This is a genomic window from Xanthomonas axonopodis (genome assembly GCF_001304695.1).
Lineage (GTDB): Bacteria > Pseudomonadota > Gammaproteobacteria > Xanthomonadales > Xanthomonadaceae > Xanthomonas > Xanthomonas axonopodis.
The window spans coordinates 41172-58779 of record NZ_JFAQ01000147.1; the positions used below are offsets into that span (position 1 = coordinate 41172).

A 17608-nucleotide genomic window follows, 5' to 3' on the forward strand; every position below is an offset into this window, starting at 1 on the left:
GCCGACGCAGGCGTTGCAGCAGCAGTCCCTGCCATCGCAGCAGACATTGCTGCGCCAGGCGGCGTGACCGACGCAAGCACCGGTGTGGGCCGCTGCGGCTCCATCAGGGCACGATGCCCCAGGCGAACGGGTCCGCCGGGTCGATCACCAGCTGCGCGCGCGCGGTGATGTACGCCCGCCCACTGATGCGCGGTGCGATGCCGCGCCCGCTCAGCCGATAACTGCCTTCGAAGGCGCTGCCCAGAATGCCTTGCTGCACCCAGCGCTCGCCTTCGGCCAACTTGCCGTCCGCCGCCAGGCAGGCCAGCTTGGCGCTGGTCCCGGTGCCGCACGGCGAGCGGTCATAGGCCAGCCCCGGGCACAGCACGAAATTGCGCGCCACGCCGCTACCGTCGGGTGAGGCGCCATTGACTTCGATATGGTCGATCTCGCCACCGGCCTCGCCGGTGATCCCGGCCGCTTCCAGGGCCAGCCGAATTGCCGCGGTATAAGCGGTCAGCTCGCGCTGGTGCGCCAGATCCAGCGCGCACGGCGCATGCTCGGTGATGAAGAACCAGTTGCCGCCCCAGGCCACGTCGCCGCGCACCCGGCCATGCCCGGGCACCCCCACCTCCACCCCGCTGGAAAAACGATAGCTCTCGACATTGTCCACCGATACCGCGCCGTCGTCGGCCAACGCGACCCCCACCGTTCCCACCGGTGTCTCGATCCGGTGCTGGCCCGGCCCGATGCGCCCCAGCTCGGCCAGCGTGCGAACCACCCCGATGGTGCCGTGCCCGCACATGCCCAGGTAGCCAACATTATTGAAGAAGATCACCCCGGTGCAGGCGCCCGGGTCGCAAGGCGGCAGCAAGAGTGCGCCCACCATGGTGTCCGACCCACGCGGCTCGCAGGCGATGGCGCTGCGCCAGTGGTCGAACTCGCTGCGAAAGCGCTCGCGGCACTGCGCCAGATCGCCATCGCCCAGATCTGGAAAACCGGAAAGGACCACGCGGGTAGGCTCGCCAGCCGTGTGGGAGTCGATGACGTCGATGGTGTGCATGGCCCATGCTCCCACTGCCGACCTGCGGACGACTAGCGTTCAATACCAAGTGAAAATGCGGAAATCCGCACAATCACCACCCGAATCGCAACCACGCGTTTGCGCTAGGATCATTGCTGGGCTGCACCGTAGTGCAACCGTCTAATCGTGACCGCTACCATGACCCTGATGGACCTCAACCTGCCCGCCCTGGAAATGCAGACGCTGTTCGATGCACTGCCGGATGTGGTGTTCTTCATCAAGGACAACGAGGGCCGCTACACCCATTGCAACCTGACTCTGGTGCGCCGGCTGGGACGCAAGCTGCGCAGCGAAATCATCGGCCGCTCGCCGCTGGAAGTGTTCCCGTTGCCGCTGGGCGGCAGCTACATGATGCAGGACCGCCGCGTGCTGTGCGGCGAGCTCATCGACAACCAGCTTGAAGTGCATCTGTACCCCAACCGCCTGCCGGGCTGGTGCCTGACCTTCAAACGCCCGCTGTGCGAGGCCAATGAGGTGATCGGCGTGGTCGGCATCTCGCGCGACCTGGGCCAGCCCGACAGCCGTCATTCCGCGTACGAACGCTTGAGCCAGGTGATGGAACACATGCAGGCCAACTTCGGCGACAACCTGCGCGTGCAGAGCCTGGCCGACCTGGCCGGGCTGTCGGTGGCACAGCTGGAACGCCACTTCCGCCGCGTGTTCCAGGTGACCCCGCAGCAATTGCTGACCAAGTTGCGCATCGAATCGGCGATGCGGCTGCTGTACGGCGACGACAGCATCGCCAGCATCGGGCAACGCTGCGGGTTCGCCGACCAAAGTGCCTTTGCGCGCCAGTTCAAGGCCACCGTCGGCATGACGCCGCGCGATTACCGTGCGCTCAAAGGTCAGTTATGAGGACAGAACTTCGCGTTGACACATCGCTGGCACAAATGCCGAATTCGGCAGGATTTGCCACACTCTGGCGCGGCGAGGTGGGTTGCCATACCGACAACAGTGCGGTGCATGCAATGCGCCCGGGCGCGGAGTTGCGCTAACGGCAGCGTCAAGGTGTCGGCAGGCCCAGATGATAGAATTTCGGGTTTCCCCTACTGCGTTGCCAATGGCCAGCTTTTTTCGCCGTCACAAGCCAACCACGCCCGACAGCTCGCGTACCTCGCGCTACAGCCTGGAAGAACTGGCAGCCGCATTTCCCACCGCGCCGTCTGCCGCCACTCCGGCATCGCCGCTCGAGGCCATGCCGAATGCCGAGCCGGGGCAAGAGACTGCCGCAACGTCGGTTGTTGCGTCCGTTACGCCTGCTCCGGCGGGCAGCGAGCCTGCAGCGCCCGCTGCGCCGACACCGCCGCAGACCACCGCCGCGCCAGCCGACCAGCTGGCGCAGGAGATCGCAGCACGCACCGGCCAGGCGCAGAGTATTGCCGCCGTCCCCAGCGCGCCCGCAGCTCCTGCCGCGCCCGCGCCCACCGCATTGCAGGCGCTGCCAGACCCGATACCCGCCAGCGCGCCCAACGCGCCGGTCACAGTGGTGCCGCCGCCGCCGTTGGTGGTGCAGCCGCAGACTCCGCAACCGGCATCTGACGCTGCGCCTGCACTGCCAGTAACGCCTGCCGTCGTCGCACCGCCGGTCGTCGCTACGCCCGCTACAGCGCCTGCAGCAGTCGCTGCACCGGCTGCTGCAGCTCCAGTCGGCGCGTCCCCAACCAGTGCCGCGCCGACGGTCACCGCGCCGGCCATCGTCAGCCCACCGCTGCCGAGCACGCAGGACGACAGCATCGTCGGCCAGCGCGACGCCCTTCCTGCCGCGCCGGCGGAAAAACCCGGCTGGCGCGAGCGGCTGCGCAACAGCACCTTCGCACGCAGTTTTGGCGGCCTGTTCTCGCGTAACCCCAAGCTCGATGACGACCTGCTCGATGAGATCGAAACCGCTTTGATCACCGCCGACGTCGGCATCGGCGCCACCACCGCGTTGATCGACGGCCTGCGCAAGCGGATGAAGTCGCGCGAATTCGTCGACGCCCAGGCGATGTTCAAGGCCTTGCGCGCCGATCTCATCGCGCTGCTGCACCCGGTCTCCAAGCCGCTGGTGATCGACCGCTCACTCAAACCGTTCGTCGTGCTCACCGTCGGCGTCAACGGCGTTGGCAAGACCACCACCATCGGCAAGCTCGCCAAGCGCTTCAAGGACGAGGGCAACAGCCTGATGCTCGCAGCCGGCGACACCTTCCGTGCTGCCGCGGTGGCGCAATTGCAGGCCTGGGGCGATCTTAATGGCGTGGCCGTGATCGCGCAGGGCCAAAACGCCGATGCCGCTTCGGTGGCGTTCGACGCGCTGCAGGCCGCCAAGGCGCGCGGCACCGATGTGTTGATCGCCGATACCGCCGGCCGCCTGCACACCCAGACCGGTCTGATGAACGAGCTTGGCAAGATCCGCCGCGTGCTCGGCAAGATCGATGCCGCCGCGCCGCACGAAGTCTTGATGGTCATCGACGGCACCACCGGCCAGAACGCCATCTCGCAGCTGCGCCAGTTCCATGCTGCCGTGGGCGTCACCGGCCTGGTCGTGACCAAGCTCGATGGCACTGCCAAGGGGGGCGTGGTGTTCGCGCTGGCGCGCGAGTTCAATATTCCGATCCGCTTTGCCGGTATCGGCGAGTGCCCGGAAGATCTGCGCGTCTTCGACCCGGTGGCCTTCGTCGACGCGCTGTTGCCGGATGCGTTGGGCGGTTGACTGAAGGTGCCTGCCCGCATGTCAACCGCTGTGCGCGTAGGCGCCACAGGCAGGTTGCGCCGTGCGGCAGGTGTCACATGGATGGTTGCAGGCAAGAGGCGTACCGAGTTTGCCCAGCCCTTGCCCGCAGGACTCAGAAAGCAAGGTCGCGCGGATGCGTCAATGGTCTACTTCCATGCGCCGGCAGCACTGCATGGCCTGGCGACGCAGGATTTTGCTGCGAACGGCGCCTGGTCGGAATCACGTTTCCGCTGCGGTGATGGACGCGCCGCATGACGCGCGCAGTCGATCCGCTCACCGTCCCGCCACCGTCGCCCCGCCCTCCATCGCCAGCACAGCTCATGCCAGCCGACCACGCCACGCCCTCCGCTGATGCCTTCGTCGGCCGCCTGTTGCACTGGTTCGACGGCCATGGCCGCCATGATCTGCCCTGGCAGCATCCACGCGCGCCCTACCGGGTGTGGCTGTCGGAAATCATGCTGCAACAGACCCAGGTCGCGGTGGTCATTCCTTATTTCCACAAGTTCATGGCGCGTTTCCCTCAGCTGGCCGATCTGGCTGCGGCCGACAACGACACCGTGATGGCGCAGTGGGCCGGACTTGGCTACTACGCCCGCGCGCGCAATCTGCATGCTGCCGCCAAGCAATGCGTCGCGCTGCACGGCGGGCAAGTGCCGCGCGACTTCGATGCACTGCTTGCGCTGCCGGGCATCGGCCGCAGCACGGCGGGCGCGATCATGAGCCAGGCCTGGAACGATCGCTTCGCGATCATGGACGGCAACGTCAAACGCGTGCTCACGCGCTTCCACGGCATCGCCGGGTATCCCGGCCTGCCGGCGATCGAAAAACAGTTGTGGCAACTGGCCACCACCCATGTTGCACACGTCCCGGCTGGCCGCCTGGCCGACTACACCCAGGCGCAGATGGATTTCGGCGCCACGCTGTGCACGCGCGCCAAGCCCGCCTGCGTGCTGTGCCCGCTGCAAGCCGATTGCATCGCACGCCGCGATGGTCTGGCCGAGGCGTTGCCCACCCCCAAACCCGGCAAGCAGCTGCCCGAACGCGAGGCCGCTGCGCTGCTGCTGCAGAATGCCGACGGCCACATCCTGCTGCAGCGACGCCCGCCAACCGGCATCTGGGCCTCGCTGTGGACGCTGCCGCAGGCCGATACCGACAGCGGCATGCGCGCCTGGTTCGCAGCGCATATCGACGGCACCTACGAGCACGCCGACGAGATGCCGTTGATCGTGCACACCTTCAGCCATTACCGGCTGCATTTGCAGCCCTTGCGTTTGCGCAAGGTCGCGCTGCGTCCAGCGGTGCGCGACAATGACGATCTACGCTGGGTCGCGCCAGCCGATCTTGCATCGCTAGGTCTGCCGGCGCCGATCCGCAAGTTGCTCGACGCGTTATAAGCGCGTCCTCCAAAGGAATTCGCATGTCCCGCACCGTGTTCTGCCGCTACCAGCAAAGCGACGCCGAAGGCCTGGATTTCGTGCCGTATCCGGGCGAGCTTGGCCAGCGCATTTTCGCGCAGATCGGCAAGACCGCCTGGCAAGCGTGGCTGGCGCATCAGACCATGCTGATCAACGAAAACCGGCTGTCGCCACGCGACCCCAAGCACCGCGCTTTTCTCGAAGCCGAGCTGCAGAAGTTCCTGTTCGAGCGCAATGCCGACAAACCCGAAGGCTATGTGGCGCCGCTGGGTGACTGAGCGCGCGGATGTGGGGTTACGGAGTCGGGATTCGCACCAGCAGTAGCAGCTTTGCTGCACTCAATGCGTCTCAGAAGTGATGAGTGGAAGCTGCTTCTGGTGCAGCGAGTGCCGCAATGGCAGGCCGTTCGCCGACATGACCTGACTGTTTTCCCCGCAAGACAGGCTCACTTGTCTGGCCAATGCTCCGCGCATGACGCGGGTGATCTGCCGGGCGCGACATGCGCCCAGCGCTGCGGGCCTCACGGCTGCCACGCTGCTCCCGATGTCTGCAGCGGGCGGCGCTGCGCTGGCGAACTGACGCAATCTTGAAGCTCCAGCAGCGGCTGCACGGCGATGCCGCAACGGCATCGCACTTGGCAGTCGATCGGCCTCAACCAACCCCGGTCGGCCCATCCAGCAACATGCGGATGCGCTTGAGCAATTCCTTTTGCGTGTAGGGCTTGTTGACCACATCGAACTCGGCGCCGCCTACATCGGTACGCTGGATGCTGGCGTCGGCGTAACCGGTGGTGAGCAGGATCTTGATCTTCGGCAACATGCGGCGTGCCTCACGGGCGAGCATCACTCCGTTCATGCCGCCGGGCATGATCAGGTCGGTGAACAACGCATCCACCTCCGGGGTCTTCTCCAAGATCTCCACCGCCTCGCGTCCGCTGGACGCAGACAGGATGCGGTAACCGGCGTTTTCCAGAAACATCCGCGCCACCACCGCCACATCCTGCTTGTCTTCCACCACCAGGATGGTTTCGTTGCCACCCTTGTCGATGGCTCGGCTCTTGGCTGTCTGCAACTCGTTTTCGAATTCGCTGGAGGCGGGGAAATACAGCCGCACCGTGGTGCCCTCGCCGACCTCGCTGTAGATGCGCACGGTGCCGCCGGACTGCTTGACGAATCCGTACACCATCGACAAGCCCAGGCCGGTGCCCTGCCCTTCCTCCTTGGTGGTGAAGAACGGTTCCATCACCCGGCTGACCACCTCCGGCGGCATGCCCGAGCCGGTGTCGGTCACGGCGATGCTGACATAGCGGCCCGGTGCCAGCTGGTGGTACATCGCCAGGTCGTGGCCTGTGATCTCCACGTTCTGGGTCTGCACCGTGACTTCCTTGCGCTCGGCCTGCGCCATCGCGTCGCGCGCGTTGATCAATACGTTCAACAGCGCCACCTCAGCCTGGGTGGTGTCGATCTGGCAGTTCCAAAGCCCTTCTTCCAGCGATTGGCGCAGGCTAACGCCGCCTCCCAGCGCGCGCTCGGCCATGTTGGTCATGCCGGCCACCAGCCCGTTGAGGTTCACTACCCGCCCGCGCAATTTCTGCTTGCGCGAAAACGCCAGCAATTGCTGGGTCAAGGTGGCCGCCTTGGCAGCCGCTGCCGCCGCGTGTTGGGCACTGAAGGCAATGCGCTCGACGTTCCCGCCGCCAGCGCTGGCCATCATCTGGATCACCTCCAGATGTCCAGACATCACCTGCAGCAGATTGTTGAAATCGTGCGCAATGCCGCCGGTCAGCTGGCCCAGCGCTTCCATTTTCTGCGCCTGGCGCAGCGCATCTTCGGCATCGCGGCGTCGGCTCACATCCAACTGCGAGCCGAAGAAATACACCAGGTTGCCCTTGTCGTCGAACACCGGCGAGATAAAGAGCGCATTCCAGAACGATGAGCCGTCCTTGCGGTAATTCAGCACCTCGGTGGCAAATTCGCTGCGGCTTTCGATCGATTCGCGCACATCGCTGATGCTGGCCGGATCGGTGTCCGGCCCCTGCAGGAAACGGCAGTTGTTGCCGATGACCTCATCGGCGGCGTAGCCGGTCATCTCCAGGAACGCGCGGTTGGCGAACACAATGGGATTATCCGGAAGATGGGGGTCAGTCACCGTCATCGGCATGCGCGTGGTTTCCACTGCGGCAAAGAAGATATCCGAGCGGTGCTTCTCGACAGGCAGGCTGCGAGATTCGCCGATGTGAGGCGCCCGCAGCTCTCCGTGACCGGGATCGTTCAAGTGATGTTCTCCGCGGGGCCATTCCCGTGGCCACAGTCTAGTTGGGTCCGGTGAGGCGATTCGTCACATCCATGAGCATTTCCCTTACGGCCGCGCCCGCCATCGAACCAGATGCGCTGCGCTTGCGCCATCACGGTGCAGGCGTATGGGCAGAGAGCAGGACCGGCTTACGCGGGTCGGCGGCAATTTCTTTGTGCTCGCTCAGGCGCAGCGCATCGGTATCGGGCGTGTCCTGGGTGTTCATTTCCCATGCTTCGATCACGCGCTGTGGAACACGAAAGCGCCGCGGCGACGGTCGTAACGAAAAGGTGATGTAGTCGGTCCAGTGTTGTCCGCACGCCACCCCATTTTGCACGGTGAAATACGCGCCCTTCGCGACCAGGCCCGGGGCGCTGTCCAGAAATGGATCGCACTGCCCGCCTTCGTCGGCGTTGAAGATCACCCGCATATTGCGCGCGGCTTCGACAAACCCGCCGTCGGCGTTTGCAACCAGCACCAGCAGGGTACGCGGCGGTGCCCAATGGCCATGGCCACGCAGTGTTTGTTCTGCAGATGCACGCAACGCAACCACATAATCCAGCTGGCCATCGCCGGTGAGATCTGCACTGGCGACACCTATCACCGACTGCCCGGCAGGTAACAATTTGGCAGCGCCGGCGGGCAGCGTGGCGGCGCCGGCTGGCATGGCGAGCGGCGCCGTCATTGCCAGCACTGTTACCCACCATCGGCATCGTGTCGTCATCGCTGTGTCCTGGTCTGCGTCGAGGCTGCCAGCATAGCCGGCCGTTCCTGTCGCGCGCATCGGCATCGGATTGCAGGACGTAAGGCCATGTCGTCGCATAGTCGCCGCATGCCCTGCGGGGCACACGCACGATGGGTCGCAATACTGTCGAGCGCCCGCAGCATTGCTTCGCCACGCCGCGTTTTTTGCCAGTGAAGATCGCTCGTCAAGCCCGCTTGCCGGCTCACGCCTGGCAGTCGAAATCCCCACGTCCGATTGATGCTTCCACGGCGATGCTGGCCTCGCACCACGGCGTCCAGTGGTGCATTCCCCAACCGACGAATCGAGAATCTGCAATGGCAAATCAGAACGACAACACGGGTGGCACCAGCAACCGCGGCTTCGCTTCGATGGACGAAGACAAGCAGCGCGAAATCGCCTCCAAGGGCGGCAAGGCGGCTCATGAAAGCGGCAACGCCCACGAGTTCACCTCGGAAGAAGCACGCGAGGCCGGCAAGAAAGGCGGCCAAGCGAGCGGTGGCGGCAACAACCGCTGAGCTGAGCAGCATTGCAGGTACCACGGCGCTTCCGGAAGGGCTGCAGCTCTTACGGAAGCGCGTTCTTTTCAAGAATCGTGCGGCGTCTCAGCTGATGCGACAGCACATGGGCACGCTACTGCCGGATGAGAACGATTGTCCGCACACACGCACACGCCACCGAGCATGCGGCGGCGCCAGGCCATCTGGAGGGTTGCGCACGCGTCGATACGCTGACGCAGCAGACCAAGGGCCACCGTGGCCCGCAGTGAACGCGTTCGCCGTGGGCTCGGTGCGGTCGAATATGCCTACCCCAACCATTTGCGCAGCACGCTCGATACCATGCCAACGACTGCCGGGGTGTATCTGTTCCACGGCCAGGACAGCGAACTGCCGTTGTACATCGGCAAGAGCGTCAACTTGCGGGTGCGGGTGATGTATCACTTTCGCACGCCACGCGAAGCCTCCACGAGATGCGTCTACGCGCGGCCCCCAGCACCTGGAACAGGCCGTGTGGCCGTTTCCTGGCGCGGTGGCATTAAAGGAAGAGGGTAAGCAGTTGCGCCAGTTCCACGTGCTGCGCAACTGGCATTATCTGGGCAGCGCCACCTCGCTGGCTGCTGCCCGCAAACTGAGGACCGCACCCGGCGACTTCGATCGCGATTGCGACCGGATTTTGCGCAAGAGCCTTCAAACGCATCTGCACAACGTGGTGTTGCTGTAGGCAGAACACATGTCAGGCTCGCGCGGTTCGGCAACTGCAGTACGTGCTGAGTCCATGCGAGGCATCGCGCGACGTGCCGCCGGCCTGTCCGGTTGCCTCGCCAATCACCGTCCCGCTGCCTACGATCTCCAAGCACACGCGAGAGTCTGCGATTGTTCAGCCGCTCTGCCGCTCGCGGCTGCGGTACTCCTTGGGGTCCAGAAACTCCGCCAGGCAGGAGCCCACGCGCAGCGCCTGCTCGCGTGCGTCGCCCCGGTATTCGCCCTGACCTGCGCCCTCGATCGTGGCCACGGGCGCGGCGCGATCGCGGTGGTAAACGAACGCGGTCGAAAGCCACAGCGTCGCGCCAGGCGCCTGGCTTTCCAGGGTCTCCACGCGGAATTCACCGCAGCAACCGTGGATCAGGGGGCGTCGAAGTGTCTTGTGCGTCATGTGCGCAGTATCGCCATGCACAGTTGAAGACCACGTCGAAATCGATTGCATCGTGCGCACGTTGGACCTCCGCGGGCGACCGCGCAGCCGAATCAACGCGCAAGTCTGCGTCCACGCTGGATCACATCAGATTAGCGCGCATGCAGCACGCACACTGTGTGCACCGTGTGTGCAATCGAGCGAGCGCAAGAGAGAGCAACAGATCCGGTGAGAACCGGGAAGCCTTGCGAATGAAGGCTTGGATATGGTGGCCGAGGACGGAATCGAACCGCCGACACGGGGATTTTCAATCCCCTGCTCTACCAACTGAGCTACTCGGCCACTTAACCTGCAACACGATGCCTGCGTTGCGAGGACGCGCACTATAGCGAGCAGGCGCAGTTTGGGCAAGCGTTGCGAGCAACTTTGTGCCCGCCGCGGTGAGGGCCGCGTTTCTTGCACCGCTTCACGCCGCGCGGCCGGGGACATGGCCTAGCCTGCGCGCGTCCGCCGGAGATTGCCATGCGCCTGCCCCGCCTGCTGTTGTCGTTCGTCGCCCTGCTGCCGCTGACAGCGTTTGCGCAACAGCCGGTGCGCGCGGTGCCGCAGTTGGACATCTCACGCTATGCCGGCCAGTGGCATGAGATTGCGCACCTGCCGGTGTCGTTTCAGAAAAAGTGCCGTAGCGACATTACCGCCAGCTACACCTTGCGCGACGACGGCTTGATCGGCGTACGCAATGGCTGCCGCACCGCCGATGGCAGCCTGACCCAGGCCGACGGCGTAGCGCGCCCGGTCGCCGGCCGACCCGGGCAGTTGCAGGTGCGCTTTGCTCCCGAGTGGCTGGGTTGGTTGACGCTGGTGTGGGCCGACTATTGGGTGATCGCGCTCGATCCGGATTACCAATGGGCGGTGGTCGGCGAGCCGGACCGCAAGTACCTGTGGATCCTGTCGCGCTCGCCACAGATGCAGCGCGCACAATTGGAACGGCTCAAGGCGCAGGCAACCGAGATGGGCTACGACCTGTCGCCGTTGATTGTGGCCGCGCCGTTGTTATGAGGCCTGCGTAGGGCCCGGCGTAATGATCCGGCGCCGCCGCTTCGCGCGCTCAGCAGCGGCGACCGTACTGCGTAGTATTCTTGGCGCCGCCTCATTCCGCCAAGGACCCGAGTCCATGTGTCGTGCCTATCTCCTTCTTCTTGTGTCGCTGGCCTGCGGGCTGCTGTTGAGCGCCTGCGGCGGCGCAGTTCGCCGGGTGTCCGAGCCGGCCGCCAGCATCCAGCAACTGACCGTGCGCGCCGACGGCTCTTGGTCGGTGGACCTGCGCCTGCAGAACTACAGCAGCATCCCGATGCAGTTCGAACGCGTGGCACTGGAAATCTCTGCTGGCGATCAACTGGCCGGCAAGCTCGACCAGGCAGTGGGCATGTCGATCGGCCCGGAAACCGCCGACGTGGTCACCGTCACCGTGCAACCTACCTCGCTGGGCCGCATCACCGTGGCCGACGTGCTAGCCGGCGGCCGCTCGTTCCCATACACGCTTAAGGGCACCGTCTGGGCGACCCCGCAAGACAAGAAACAACGCGAGTTCAGTGTGGAATCGCGCAATACGCTCAGCCCGGCCCCCGGCCTCAATGGCGTGCTGCGCTAAGGCGCACGTCTCCCGCACCCGCTTCCAAGGATTGCGCATGAGCAGCTATACCGCCCCGCTGACCGATTTCCGCTTCGTCCTGCATGACGTGCTCGGCGCGCACGCCCTGTTCGCCCGGCTTGGCTACACCGAAGCCAGCACCGACATCATCGACGCCGTGCTCGAAGAAGCCGGCCGCTTCACCTCGCAGGTGCTGGCGCCGCTCAACAGCGTGGGCGACGAGATCGGTTGCGCGTTTGACAAGAGCACACACGCGGTGACCACCCCGCCCGGCTTCCGCGCCGCCTACGATCAATTCGTGGAGGGTGGCTGGAACGGGCTGACCGCCGAGCCGGAATTCGGTGGGCAAGGCATGCCGCACCTGCTGGGCGTGCCGCTCAACGAAATGATCAACTCCGCCAACCTGGCCTGGGGCAATTTCCCGCTGCTCTCGCATGGCGCCACCGAGGCGCTGCGCCAGCATGGCGAGGCCTGGCAGCAGGAGGTCTTGCTCAAGCCGCTGATCGACGGCCGCTGGACCGGCACCATGTGCCTGACCGAACCGCATTGCGGTACCGACCTGGGCCTGCTCAAGACCCGCGCCGAACCCAGTGCCGACGGCAGCTATGCCATCACCGGCACCAAGATCTTCATCACCGCCGGCGAGCACGACCTCACCGACAACATCGTGCACCTGGTGCTGGCCAAGCTGCCGGACGCACCGGCCGGCGCCAAGGGCATCTCGCTGTTCGTCACCCCCAAGTTCAAGGTGGACCGCGACGGCACCGTGGGCGAGCGCAACGCGCTGCATTGCGGGTCCATCGAACACAAGATGGGCATCAAGGGCTCGGTGACCTGCGTGATGAACTTCGAAGGCGCGCAAGGCTACCTGGTCGGCCAGCCGCACAAGGGCCTGCAGGCGATGTTTACGATGATGAACACTGCGCGCCTGAGCGTGGGCCTGCAGGGCATCGGTCTATCCGAGCGCGCCTACCAGAACGCCCTGCGCTACACCCGAGAGCGGCTGCAATCGCGGGCGCTCAGCGGCGCCAAGTTCCCGGACAAGGCGGCCGACCCGATCATCGTGCATCCAGACGTGCGCCGCATGTTGCTGACCATCAAGTCGCTGACCGAAGGCAGCCGCCTGCTCGCGCTGCACGCGGCCAGCCTGGTGGACGTGGCCCATCGTGGCGAGAGCGAACGCGAACGCGCCGATGCCGAGACCCTGGTGAGCTTCCTCACCCCGATCTCCAAGGCCTGTCAGACCGAATGGTCGATCGAGAACACCTACCACGCCCTGCAGTGCTTCGGCGGCCACGGCTACATCCGCGAATACGGCATGGAGCAGCTGGCCCGCGACGCGCGCATCACCACCATCTACGAAGGCACCACCGGCATCCAGGCGCTGGACCTGATCGGCCGCAAGACCGCCGCCAGCCAGGCTGCCGGACTGAAGCTGTTCCTGGCCGATGTGGAAACCTTCGCCAACGCGCAGGACGGCAACGCCGCGCTGGCCGAGTTCATCAAGCCGCTGCGCGACAAGTGCAGCGAGTGGGCGATGCTGACCCGCGATGTGCTCGATCGCGCCGCGCGCAACCCGGATGAACTGGGCGCTGCCAGCCATGACTACCTGTTTTATTCGGGCTACGTGGTGCTGGCGTACTGGTGGGCGCGCAGCGTGGCCGCTGCCGACGCATCGGCGCGCGGCGAGGACTTCAAGCGCGCCAAGCGGGAGACGGCGCGGTTCTATTTCGCCCGCATCCTGCCGCGCACCCTGACCCATGCCGCCGCCATCCGCAGCGGCGCCGCACCGCTGATGTCGCTGGAAGCGGAACTGTTCAGCGAAGGCTGAGCGCATCGCGCCCGGGTGCGCTCCTACGGATAAAACCGTACGAGTCCCTCGCTGTCGTGGAGCGGACCTGGCCGCGACAGGGGGTATCGATCGATATCGCGGCCAAGTTGTTACTTGCTGAGCAAATGCTTTCGAGACACCTGCCAAAGCCGGTCGCTGCGATACACAAACTGTCAACGATCGGGTATAAGCTGTTTTCCCGATGGAGACAGACACGCACGCTCGTGATGTGATCGTCCCCGGAGGCAGCGCTGCCCCGGAGGCGGGCGGCGCTGTCGCTGCAATCCACCAACTCCCCACGCTTCGCCTGCTGTCGCTCGACGCGCACGGCCGCGTGCTGAACTGGATCAACTGGCAAGACGCTGCCTGCCTGTACGCCCGCGACGCGGTGTCGTGGACGCTAGGCGAGCCGTGCATGCAGATCCACGGCGGCATCTCGCGGCTGACCGGCGAGCGCAGCACGCTGGAACTGCACCCCATCATCGCCGCGCGCGGGCACGCCCGTTCGCGCGCGCTGGACCCGACCCCGACCCTCAGCAACACCGCGCTGTTCGCGCGCGATTCGCAGCTGTGCATGTATTGCGGCCAGCATTTCAGCCGCCCGCACCTGACCCGCGACCATGTCATGCCGGTGTCCAAAGGCGGCCGCGACAGTTGGGAAAACGTGGTGACCGCCTGCTTCCAGTGCAATTCGCGCAAGGCCAACCGCACGCCGCAACAGGCGCATATGCCGCTGCTGGCGGTGCCCTACCGGCCGAGCTGGATCGAGCACCTGATCCTGTCCAACCGCAACATCCTGTCCGATCAGATGGCCTTCTTGCGCGCGCAGTTGCCCAAGCGCTCGAAGTTGTCGTTGTAAGCCGACAGGCCAGGCGTTGCGCTTCTGGCTGGTCAGTGGCCGCGCCAATTTTCGAATGACCGCGCCAAGACAGCAATGGGTGGTTGAGTCTGGACGCGCGTGCCGTGGGCTCACTCGCGCAGCAGCATTGGTGGCTTCATTGGCGCACCGGGAGTCCGACGTGACGTCGAACCCGGCCACGGCGATCCAACGCATAAGCACCGTGCTACCGCGGCGTGTCCGCCACTCCACGCAGGCGCGCGGGGCCAAGTGATCAAGGAGACACGGCGCAACCGGCACATCATCAGGTGCGGCAGATTGCCGCAGGTGTCGGTAAGCGTCGCGCGCCCCAGGCATGGCGGCGTGCGTGCCCATCACTTCCCACTGATAGCTGAACCGGTTTGCTTGCCGGGCCTTCGCATGGGGAGGACAATACGACTTCAGAAGATTGACACGATGATGATCGACACGACCCGCTATCCGCGCCTGTCCCGCATCCAGACTCCCGACGATTTGCGCCGCTTCGACGAAGCAGAGCTGACCGCGATCGTCGAAGAACTGCGCTCCTATCTGATCGAATCGGTGGGCAAGAGCGGCGGGCACTTTGCGGCCGGCCTGGGCGTGATCGAGCTCACCGTCGCCCTGCACTACCTATATCAGACGCCGGTCGATCAGCTGGTGTGGGACGTCGGGCATCAGACCTACCCGCACAAGATCCTCACCGGCCGGCGCGACCAGATCCACACGGTCAAGCAAAAGGACGGCGTGGCGCCATTTCCCAAGCGCGAAGAGAGCATCTACGACACGTTTGGGGTGGGCCATTCGTCGACCTCGATCTCGGCCGCGCTCGGCATGACCATCGCTGCGCAGCGCAACGGCGACGAGCGCAAGGTGGTGGCGGTGATCGGCGATGGCGCAATGACGGCCGGCATGGTCTACGAAGCGCTCAACCACGCCGGCGGCATGGATCCGGAGCCGAACCTGCTGGTGATCCTCAACGACAACCGCATGTCGATCTCCGAAGCGGTGGGCGGGCTGACCAAGATGCTGGGGCGCGCCAGCGGCAGCCGCACGCTCAATGCGATCCGCGAAGGCGGCAAGAAGATCCTCGGCGACAAGAAGAACAACCCCACCGCGCGTTTCGTGCGGCGTTGGGAAGAACATTGGAAAGGCATGTTCGTGCCGTCCACGCTGTTCGAGGAAATGGGCTTCCATTACACCGGCCCGATCGATGGCCACGACCTGCCCAGCCTGGTCGGTGCACTGAAGACCCTGCAGACGCTCAAGGGCCCACAGCTGCTGCACGTGATCACCACCAAGGGCAAGGGCTACGAGCTGGCCGAAGGCGATCAGATCGGCTACCACGCCGTTGGCCCGTTCGATCCGAGCAAGGGTCTGGTGGCCAAGGCTGGCGCCAAGAAGCCGACCTATACCGACGTCTTCAGTGACTGGGTCTGCGACATGGCCGCCGCCGAACCCAAGCTGTTGGTGATCACGCCGGCGATGCGCGAGGGCTCGGGGCTGGTGCGCTTCAGCAAAGAATATCCGCAGCGCTATTTCGATGTGGCGATTGCCGAGCAGCACGCGGTCACGCTGGCCGCTGGCATGGCGACCCAGGGCGCCAAGCCGGTCGTCGCAATCTATTCCACGTTCCTGCAGCGCGGCTACGACCAACTGGTGCACGACGTGGCGGTGCAGCAACTGGATGTGTTGTTTGCGATCGATCGCGGTGGCGTGGTCGGCCCGGATGGCGCCACCCATGCCGGCAATCTGGATCTGAGCTTCCTGCGCTGCGTGCCGCACATGGTGGTGATGGCACCTGCCGATGAAGCCGAATGCCGGCAGATGCTGAGCACCGGCGTGCAATACCGGGGCCCGGCGGCGGTGCGCTACCCGCGCGGCACCGGCCCAGGCGCAGCACTGGAGACCTCGCTTGCAACGTTGCCGATCGGCAAGGCGCAGCTGCGCCACAGCGGCGCCCGCATTGCCCTGCTCGGCTTCGGCGCAACGGTGGATGCGGCCGAGGCGGTTGGCCGCGAACTGGGCCTGACGGTAGTGAACATGCGCTTCGTCAAGCCGCTGGACAAGGCGATGTTGCTGGAGCTCGCAAAAACCCACGACAGCTTCGTCACCATCGAAGACAACGTGGTTGCCGGCGGCGCAGGTTCTGGCGTTTCGGAATTGCTCAACGCCGAAGCCATTACCCTGCCGATGCTGCACCTGGGCCTGCCAGACAGCTTCCAGCACCACGCCAGCCGCGAAGACCTGCTGGCGGAAGCAGGCATCGACCAAGCGGGCATTCGCGCCGCCGTGCTCAAGCGCTGGCCGCAGCTGATGACCAGCAAAACGCCTGCGTTGAACGCTGCGGCAGGCTGACGCGCCTAACGGACTCGTCGTCGCGCGTGCTGCATTACACCGGCGGCACTGCGCCGGTCTGCGCGAAACCCTCCACCAGTTGCACGATGCGCGCCTGCGATTGGATCAGGTGTAACTCCGCCTGCAGGTGACGCACGCCGTGTGGTAGTTCGCTGGCGCCGAGCGCCTGACGCAGCAACGCCGGCAAGCCATCCAGATCGCGCAACCACCAGGCAGCGCCTGCAACCTGCAGGCGTGCGGCGTGGTCGAACTGGTCGTAATCCAGCGGGTAGACGATTGCCGGCAATCCCGCGGCAAGGCAGGCGTAGAGAATACCGGCACCGCCGTGATGGATCACCAATGCGTAGCGGTGCAGATGCTGGGCGTAATCCACATAGGGCAGCCGCTGATAGTTGCCCTGCCCCGGCTGCGGCGGAGCGCCGGTGTCACCGTCGCTGAAATGGAAAACCACCTCCGGGAACTGCGGCGCCAGCGCACGCAACACGCCATCCATGCGCTGCTTGACCCATTGCAGATGCGTGCCCAGCGTCACCAGCACAGGCCGGCGACCGTCGACGAAGGTGGGCGCCGTCACCGACGAAGGCGGCGTGCACAACTGCGGCCCGACAAAGCGCACTGCTGCCGGCCAATGCTGCGCCAGCTCGAACGACGGCACCCCCAAGGGCCAGGATGCACTGCGGCGAATATACCGCCTCGCTGCGATCGCTGCGATAGATTGCCGGCAACCCGCAGGCGCGCATCTGGCGCCGATAGCACAGGTGCAGGGTCCGCTTGAAACCACGCGTGAGCCGGCGCGCCGCTGCATGCCAGAGACGCTGCAAGGGCGTGGTCGCAGGCAGCAACCCGCCCAAGTATGCGGGCGGCCCATCCGTGGTTTCGATCACGCACGGCGATGGCATGCTGGTCCACTAGGGCAACGCTGATCAAGCCCCGTTCCCGCGTTTCGCGGGAGGTTGGATGCACATAGACGATGGGGCGCGTAGATCGCTTTGCCCATTCAGGGCAATCCCGGTGATCGAGGCCTCTGTTGGGAGGCCTCTGTGCTTCATGTGGGCAAC

Annotated in this window: 13 protein-coding genes, 1 tRNA gene and 3 pseudogenes; 11 read left to right on the forward strand and 6 right to left on the reverse strand. The window is 65.2% G+C overall.

What is annotated here, in order from left to right; genetic code table 11:
• Positions 1-103 precede the first annotated feature (103 nt).
• Positions 104-1042, reverse strand: coding sequence for a proline racemase family protein (locus XAXN_RS13670; RefSeq protein ID WP_054319938.1), 939 nt, complete (start codon positions 1040-1042; stop codon positions 104-106).
• 159 nt (positions 1043-1201) lie between these two features.
• Here XAXN_RS13670 and XAXN_RS13675 point away from each other — a divergent pair, with 159 nt between their 5' ends.
• From XAXN_RS13675 to XAXN_RS13690, 4 genes are all read left to right on the forward strand, one after another.
• Positions 1202-1918 (forward strand): AraC family transcriptional regulator, encoded by a 717-nt coding sequence (locus tag XAXN_RS13675; RefSeq protein WP_134812516.1) that lies wholly within the window; start codon positions 1202-1204, stop codon positions 1916-1918.
• A 205-nt stretch (positions 1919-2123) separates the two neighbouring features.
• Entirely contained in the window at positions 2124-3752 is a 1629-nt protein-coding gene (ftsY, locus tag XAXN_RS13680) for a signal recognition particle-docking protein FtsY (RefSeq protein ID WP_054319939.1), read from the forward strand.
• Between the two features lie 341 nt (positions 3753-4093).
• On the forward strand, positions 4094-5167 hold the full coding sequence (mutY, locus tag XAXN_RS13685) for an A/G-specific adenine glycosylase (protein ID WP_054319940.1): 1074 nt from the start codon (positions 4094-4096) through the stop codon (positions 5165-5167).
• Positions 5168-5190: 23 nt separating this feature from the next.
• Positions 5191-5466 (forward strand): oxidative damage protection protein, encoded by a 276-nt coding sequence (locus tag XAXN_RS13690; protein ID WP_054319941.1) that lies wholly within the window; start codon positions 5191-5193, stop codon positions 5464-5466.
• 373 nt (positions 5467-5839) lie between these two features.
• On the opposite strand, the gene XAXN_RS13695 is transcribed toward XAXN_RS13690, so the two are convergent.
• Positions 5840-7462, reverse strand: a complete 1623-nt coding sequence (locus XAXN_RS13695; RefSeq protein WP_054319942.1) for a hybrid sensor histidine kinase/response regulator — start codon at positions 7460-7462, stop codon at positions 5840-5842.
• Positions 7463-7592: 130 nt separating this feature from the next.
• Positions 7593-8165, reverse strand: a pseudogene (locus XAXN_RS13700) (hypothetical protein).
• A gap of 374 nt (positions 8166-8539) precedes the next feature.
• Here XAXN_RS13700 and XAXN_RS13705 point away from each other — a divergent pair.
• Both XAXN_RS13705 and XAXN_RS23210 read left to right on the forward strand, forming a co-directional pair.
• On the forward strand, positions 8540-8740 hold the full coding sequence (locus XAXN_RS13705; protein ID WP_054319943.1) for a KGG domain-containing protein: 201 nt from the start codon (positions 8540-8542) through the stop codon (positions 8738-8740).
• A gap of 446 nt (positions 8741-9186) precedes the next feature.
• A pseudogene (locus tag XAXN_RS23210) lies at positions 9187-9443 on the forward strand (endonuclease); the annotation flags it as partial.
• A 156-nt stretch (positions 9444-9599) separates the two neighbouring features.
• On the opposite strand, the gene XAXN_RS13715 reads toward XAXN_RS23210, so the two are convergent.
• Together XAXN_RS13715 and XAXN_RS13720 are read right to left on the reverse strand one after the other, a co-directional pair.
• Positions 9600-9875, reverse strand: coding sequence for a hypothetical protein (locus tag XAXN_RS13715; protein WP_054319951.1), 276 nt, complete (start codon positions 9873-9875; stop codon positions 9600-9602).
• Positions 9876-10120: 245 nt separating this feature from the next.
• Positions 10121-10196 (reverse strand) — tRNA-Phe (locus XAXN_RS13720).
• Positions 10197-10376: 180 nt separating this feature from the next.
• On the opposite strand from XAXN_RS13720, the gene XAXN_RS13725 reads away from it, so the two are divergent.
• From XAXN_RS13725 to dxs, 5 genes are all read left to right on the forward strand, one after another.
• Positions 10377-10913: a lipocalin family protein gene (locus XAXN_RS13725; protein WP_054319945.1), complete on the forward strand. Its 537-nt coding sequence runs from the start codon at positions 10377-10379 to the stop codon at positions 10911-10913.
• Between the two features lie 115 nt (positions 10914-11028).
• Positions 11029-11505 (forward strand): LEA/WHy family protein, encoded by a 477-nt coding sequence (locus tag XAXN_RS13730; protein ID WP_054319946.1) that lies wholly within the window; start codon positions 11029-11031, stop codon positions 11503-11505.
• Positions 11506-11542: 37 nt separating this feature from the next.
• Entirely contained in the window at positions 11543-13336 is a 1794-nt protein-coding gene (locus XAXN_RS13735) for an acyl-CoA dehydrogenase C-terminal domain-containing protein (RefSeq protein ID WP_054319947.1), read from the forward strand.
• A 202-nt stretch (positions 13337-13538) separates the two neighbouring features.
• Positions 13539-14195, forward strand: a complete 657-nt coding sequence (locus XAXN_RS13740) for an HNH endonuclease (protein ID WP_054319948.1) — start codon at positions 13539-13541, stop codon at positions 14193-14195.
• A 438-nt stretch (positions 14196-14633) separates the two neighbouring features.
• Positions 14634-16550, forward strand: coding sequence for a 1-deoxy-D-xylulose-5-phosphate synthase (gene dxs / locus XAXN_RS13745; RefSeq protein ID WP_054319952.1), 1917 nt, complete (start codon positions 14634-14636; stop codon positions 16548-16550).
• A gap of 34 nt (positions 16551-16584) precedes the next feature.
• On the opposite strand, the pseudogene XAXN_RS13750 reads toward dxs, so the two are convergent.
• Positions 16585-17458 (reverse strand): annotated as a pseudogene (locus XAXN_RS13750) (glycosyltransferase); the annotation flags it as partial.
• Positions 17459-17608: the final 150 nt, after the last annotated feature.

Coding starts and splice junctions, on each gene's coding strand:
- XAXN_RS13705 (WP_054319943.1), top strand. CDS start 8,540: ATGGCAAATCAGAACGACAACACGGGTGGCACCAGCAACCGCGGCTTC.
- XAXN_RS13715 (WP_054319951.1), bottom strand. CDS start 9,875: ATGACGCACAAGACACTTCGACGCCCCCTGATCCACGGTTGCTGCGGT.
- XAXN_RS13730 (WP_054319946.1), top strand. CDS start 11,029: ATGTGTCGTGCCTATCTCCTTCTTCTTGTGTCGCTGGCCTGCGGGCTG.
- XAXN_RS13690 (WP_054319941.1), top strand. CDS start 5,191: ATGTCCCGCACCGTGTTCTGCCGCTACCAGCAAAGCGACGCCGAAGGC.
- ftsY (WP_054319939.1), top strand. CDS start 2,124: ATGGCCAGCTTTTTTCGCCGTCACAAGCCAACCACGCCCGACAGCTCG.
- XAXN_RS13740 (WP_054319948.1), top strand. CDS start 13,539: ATGGAGACAGACACGCACGCTCGTGATGTGATCGTCCCCGGAGGCAGC.
- XAXN_RS13670 (WP_054319938.1), bottom strand. CDS start 1,042: ATGCACACCATCGACGTCATCGACTCCCACACGGCTGGCGAGCCTACC.
- XAXN_RS13675 (WP_134812516.1), top strand. CDS start 1,202: ATGACCCTGATGGACCTCAACCTGCCCGCCCTGGAAATGCAGACGCTG.
- mutY (WP_054319940.1), top strand. CDS start 4,094: ATGCCAGCCGACCACGCCACGCCCTCCGCTGATGCCTTCGTCGGCCGC.
- XAXN_RS13725 (WP_054319945.1), top strand. CDS start 10,377: ATGCGCCTGCCCCGCCTGCTGTTGTCGTTCGTCGCCCTGCTGCCGCTG.
- dxs (WP_054319952.1), top strand. CDS start 14,634: ATGATCGACACGACCCGCTATCCGCGCCTGTCCCGCATCCAGACTCCC.
- XAXN_RS13735 (WP_054319947.1), top strand. CDS start 11,543: ATGAGCAGCTATACCGCCCCGCTGACCGATTTCCGCTTCGTCCTGCAT.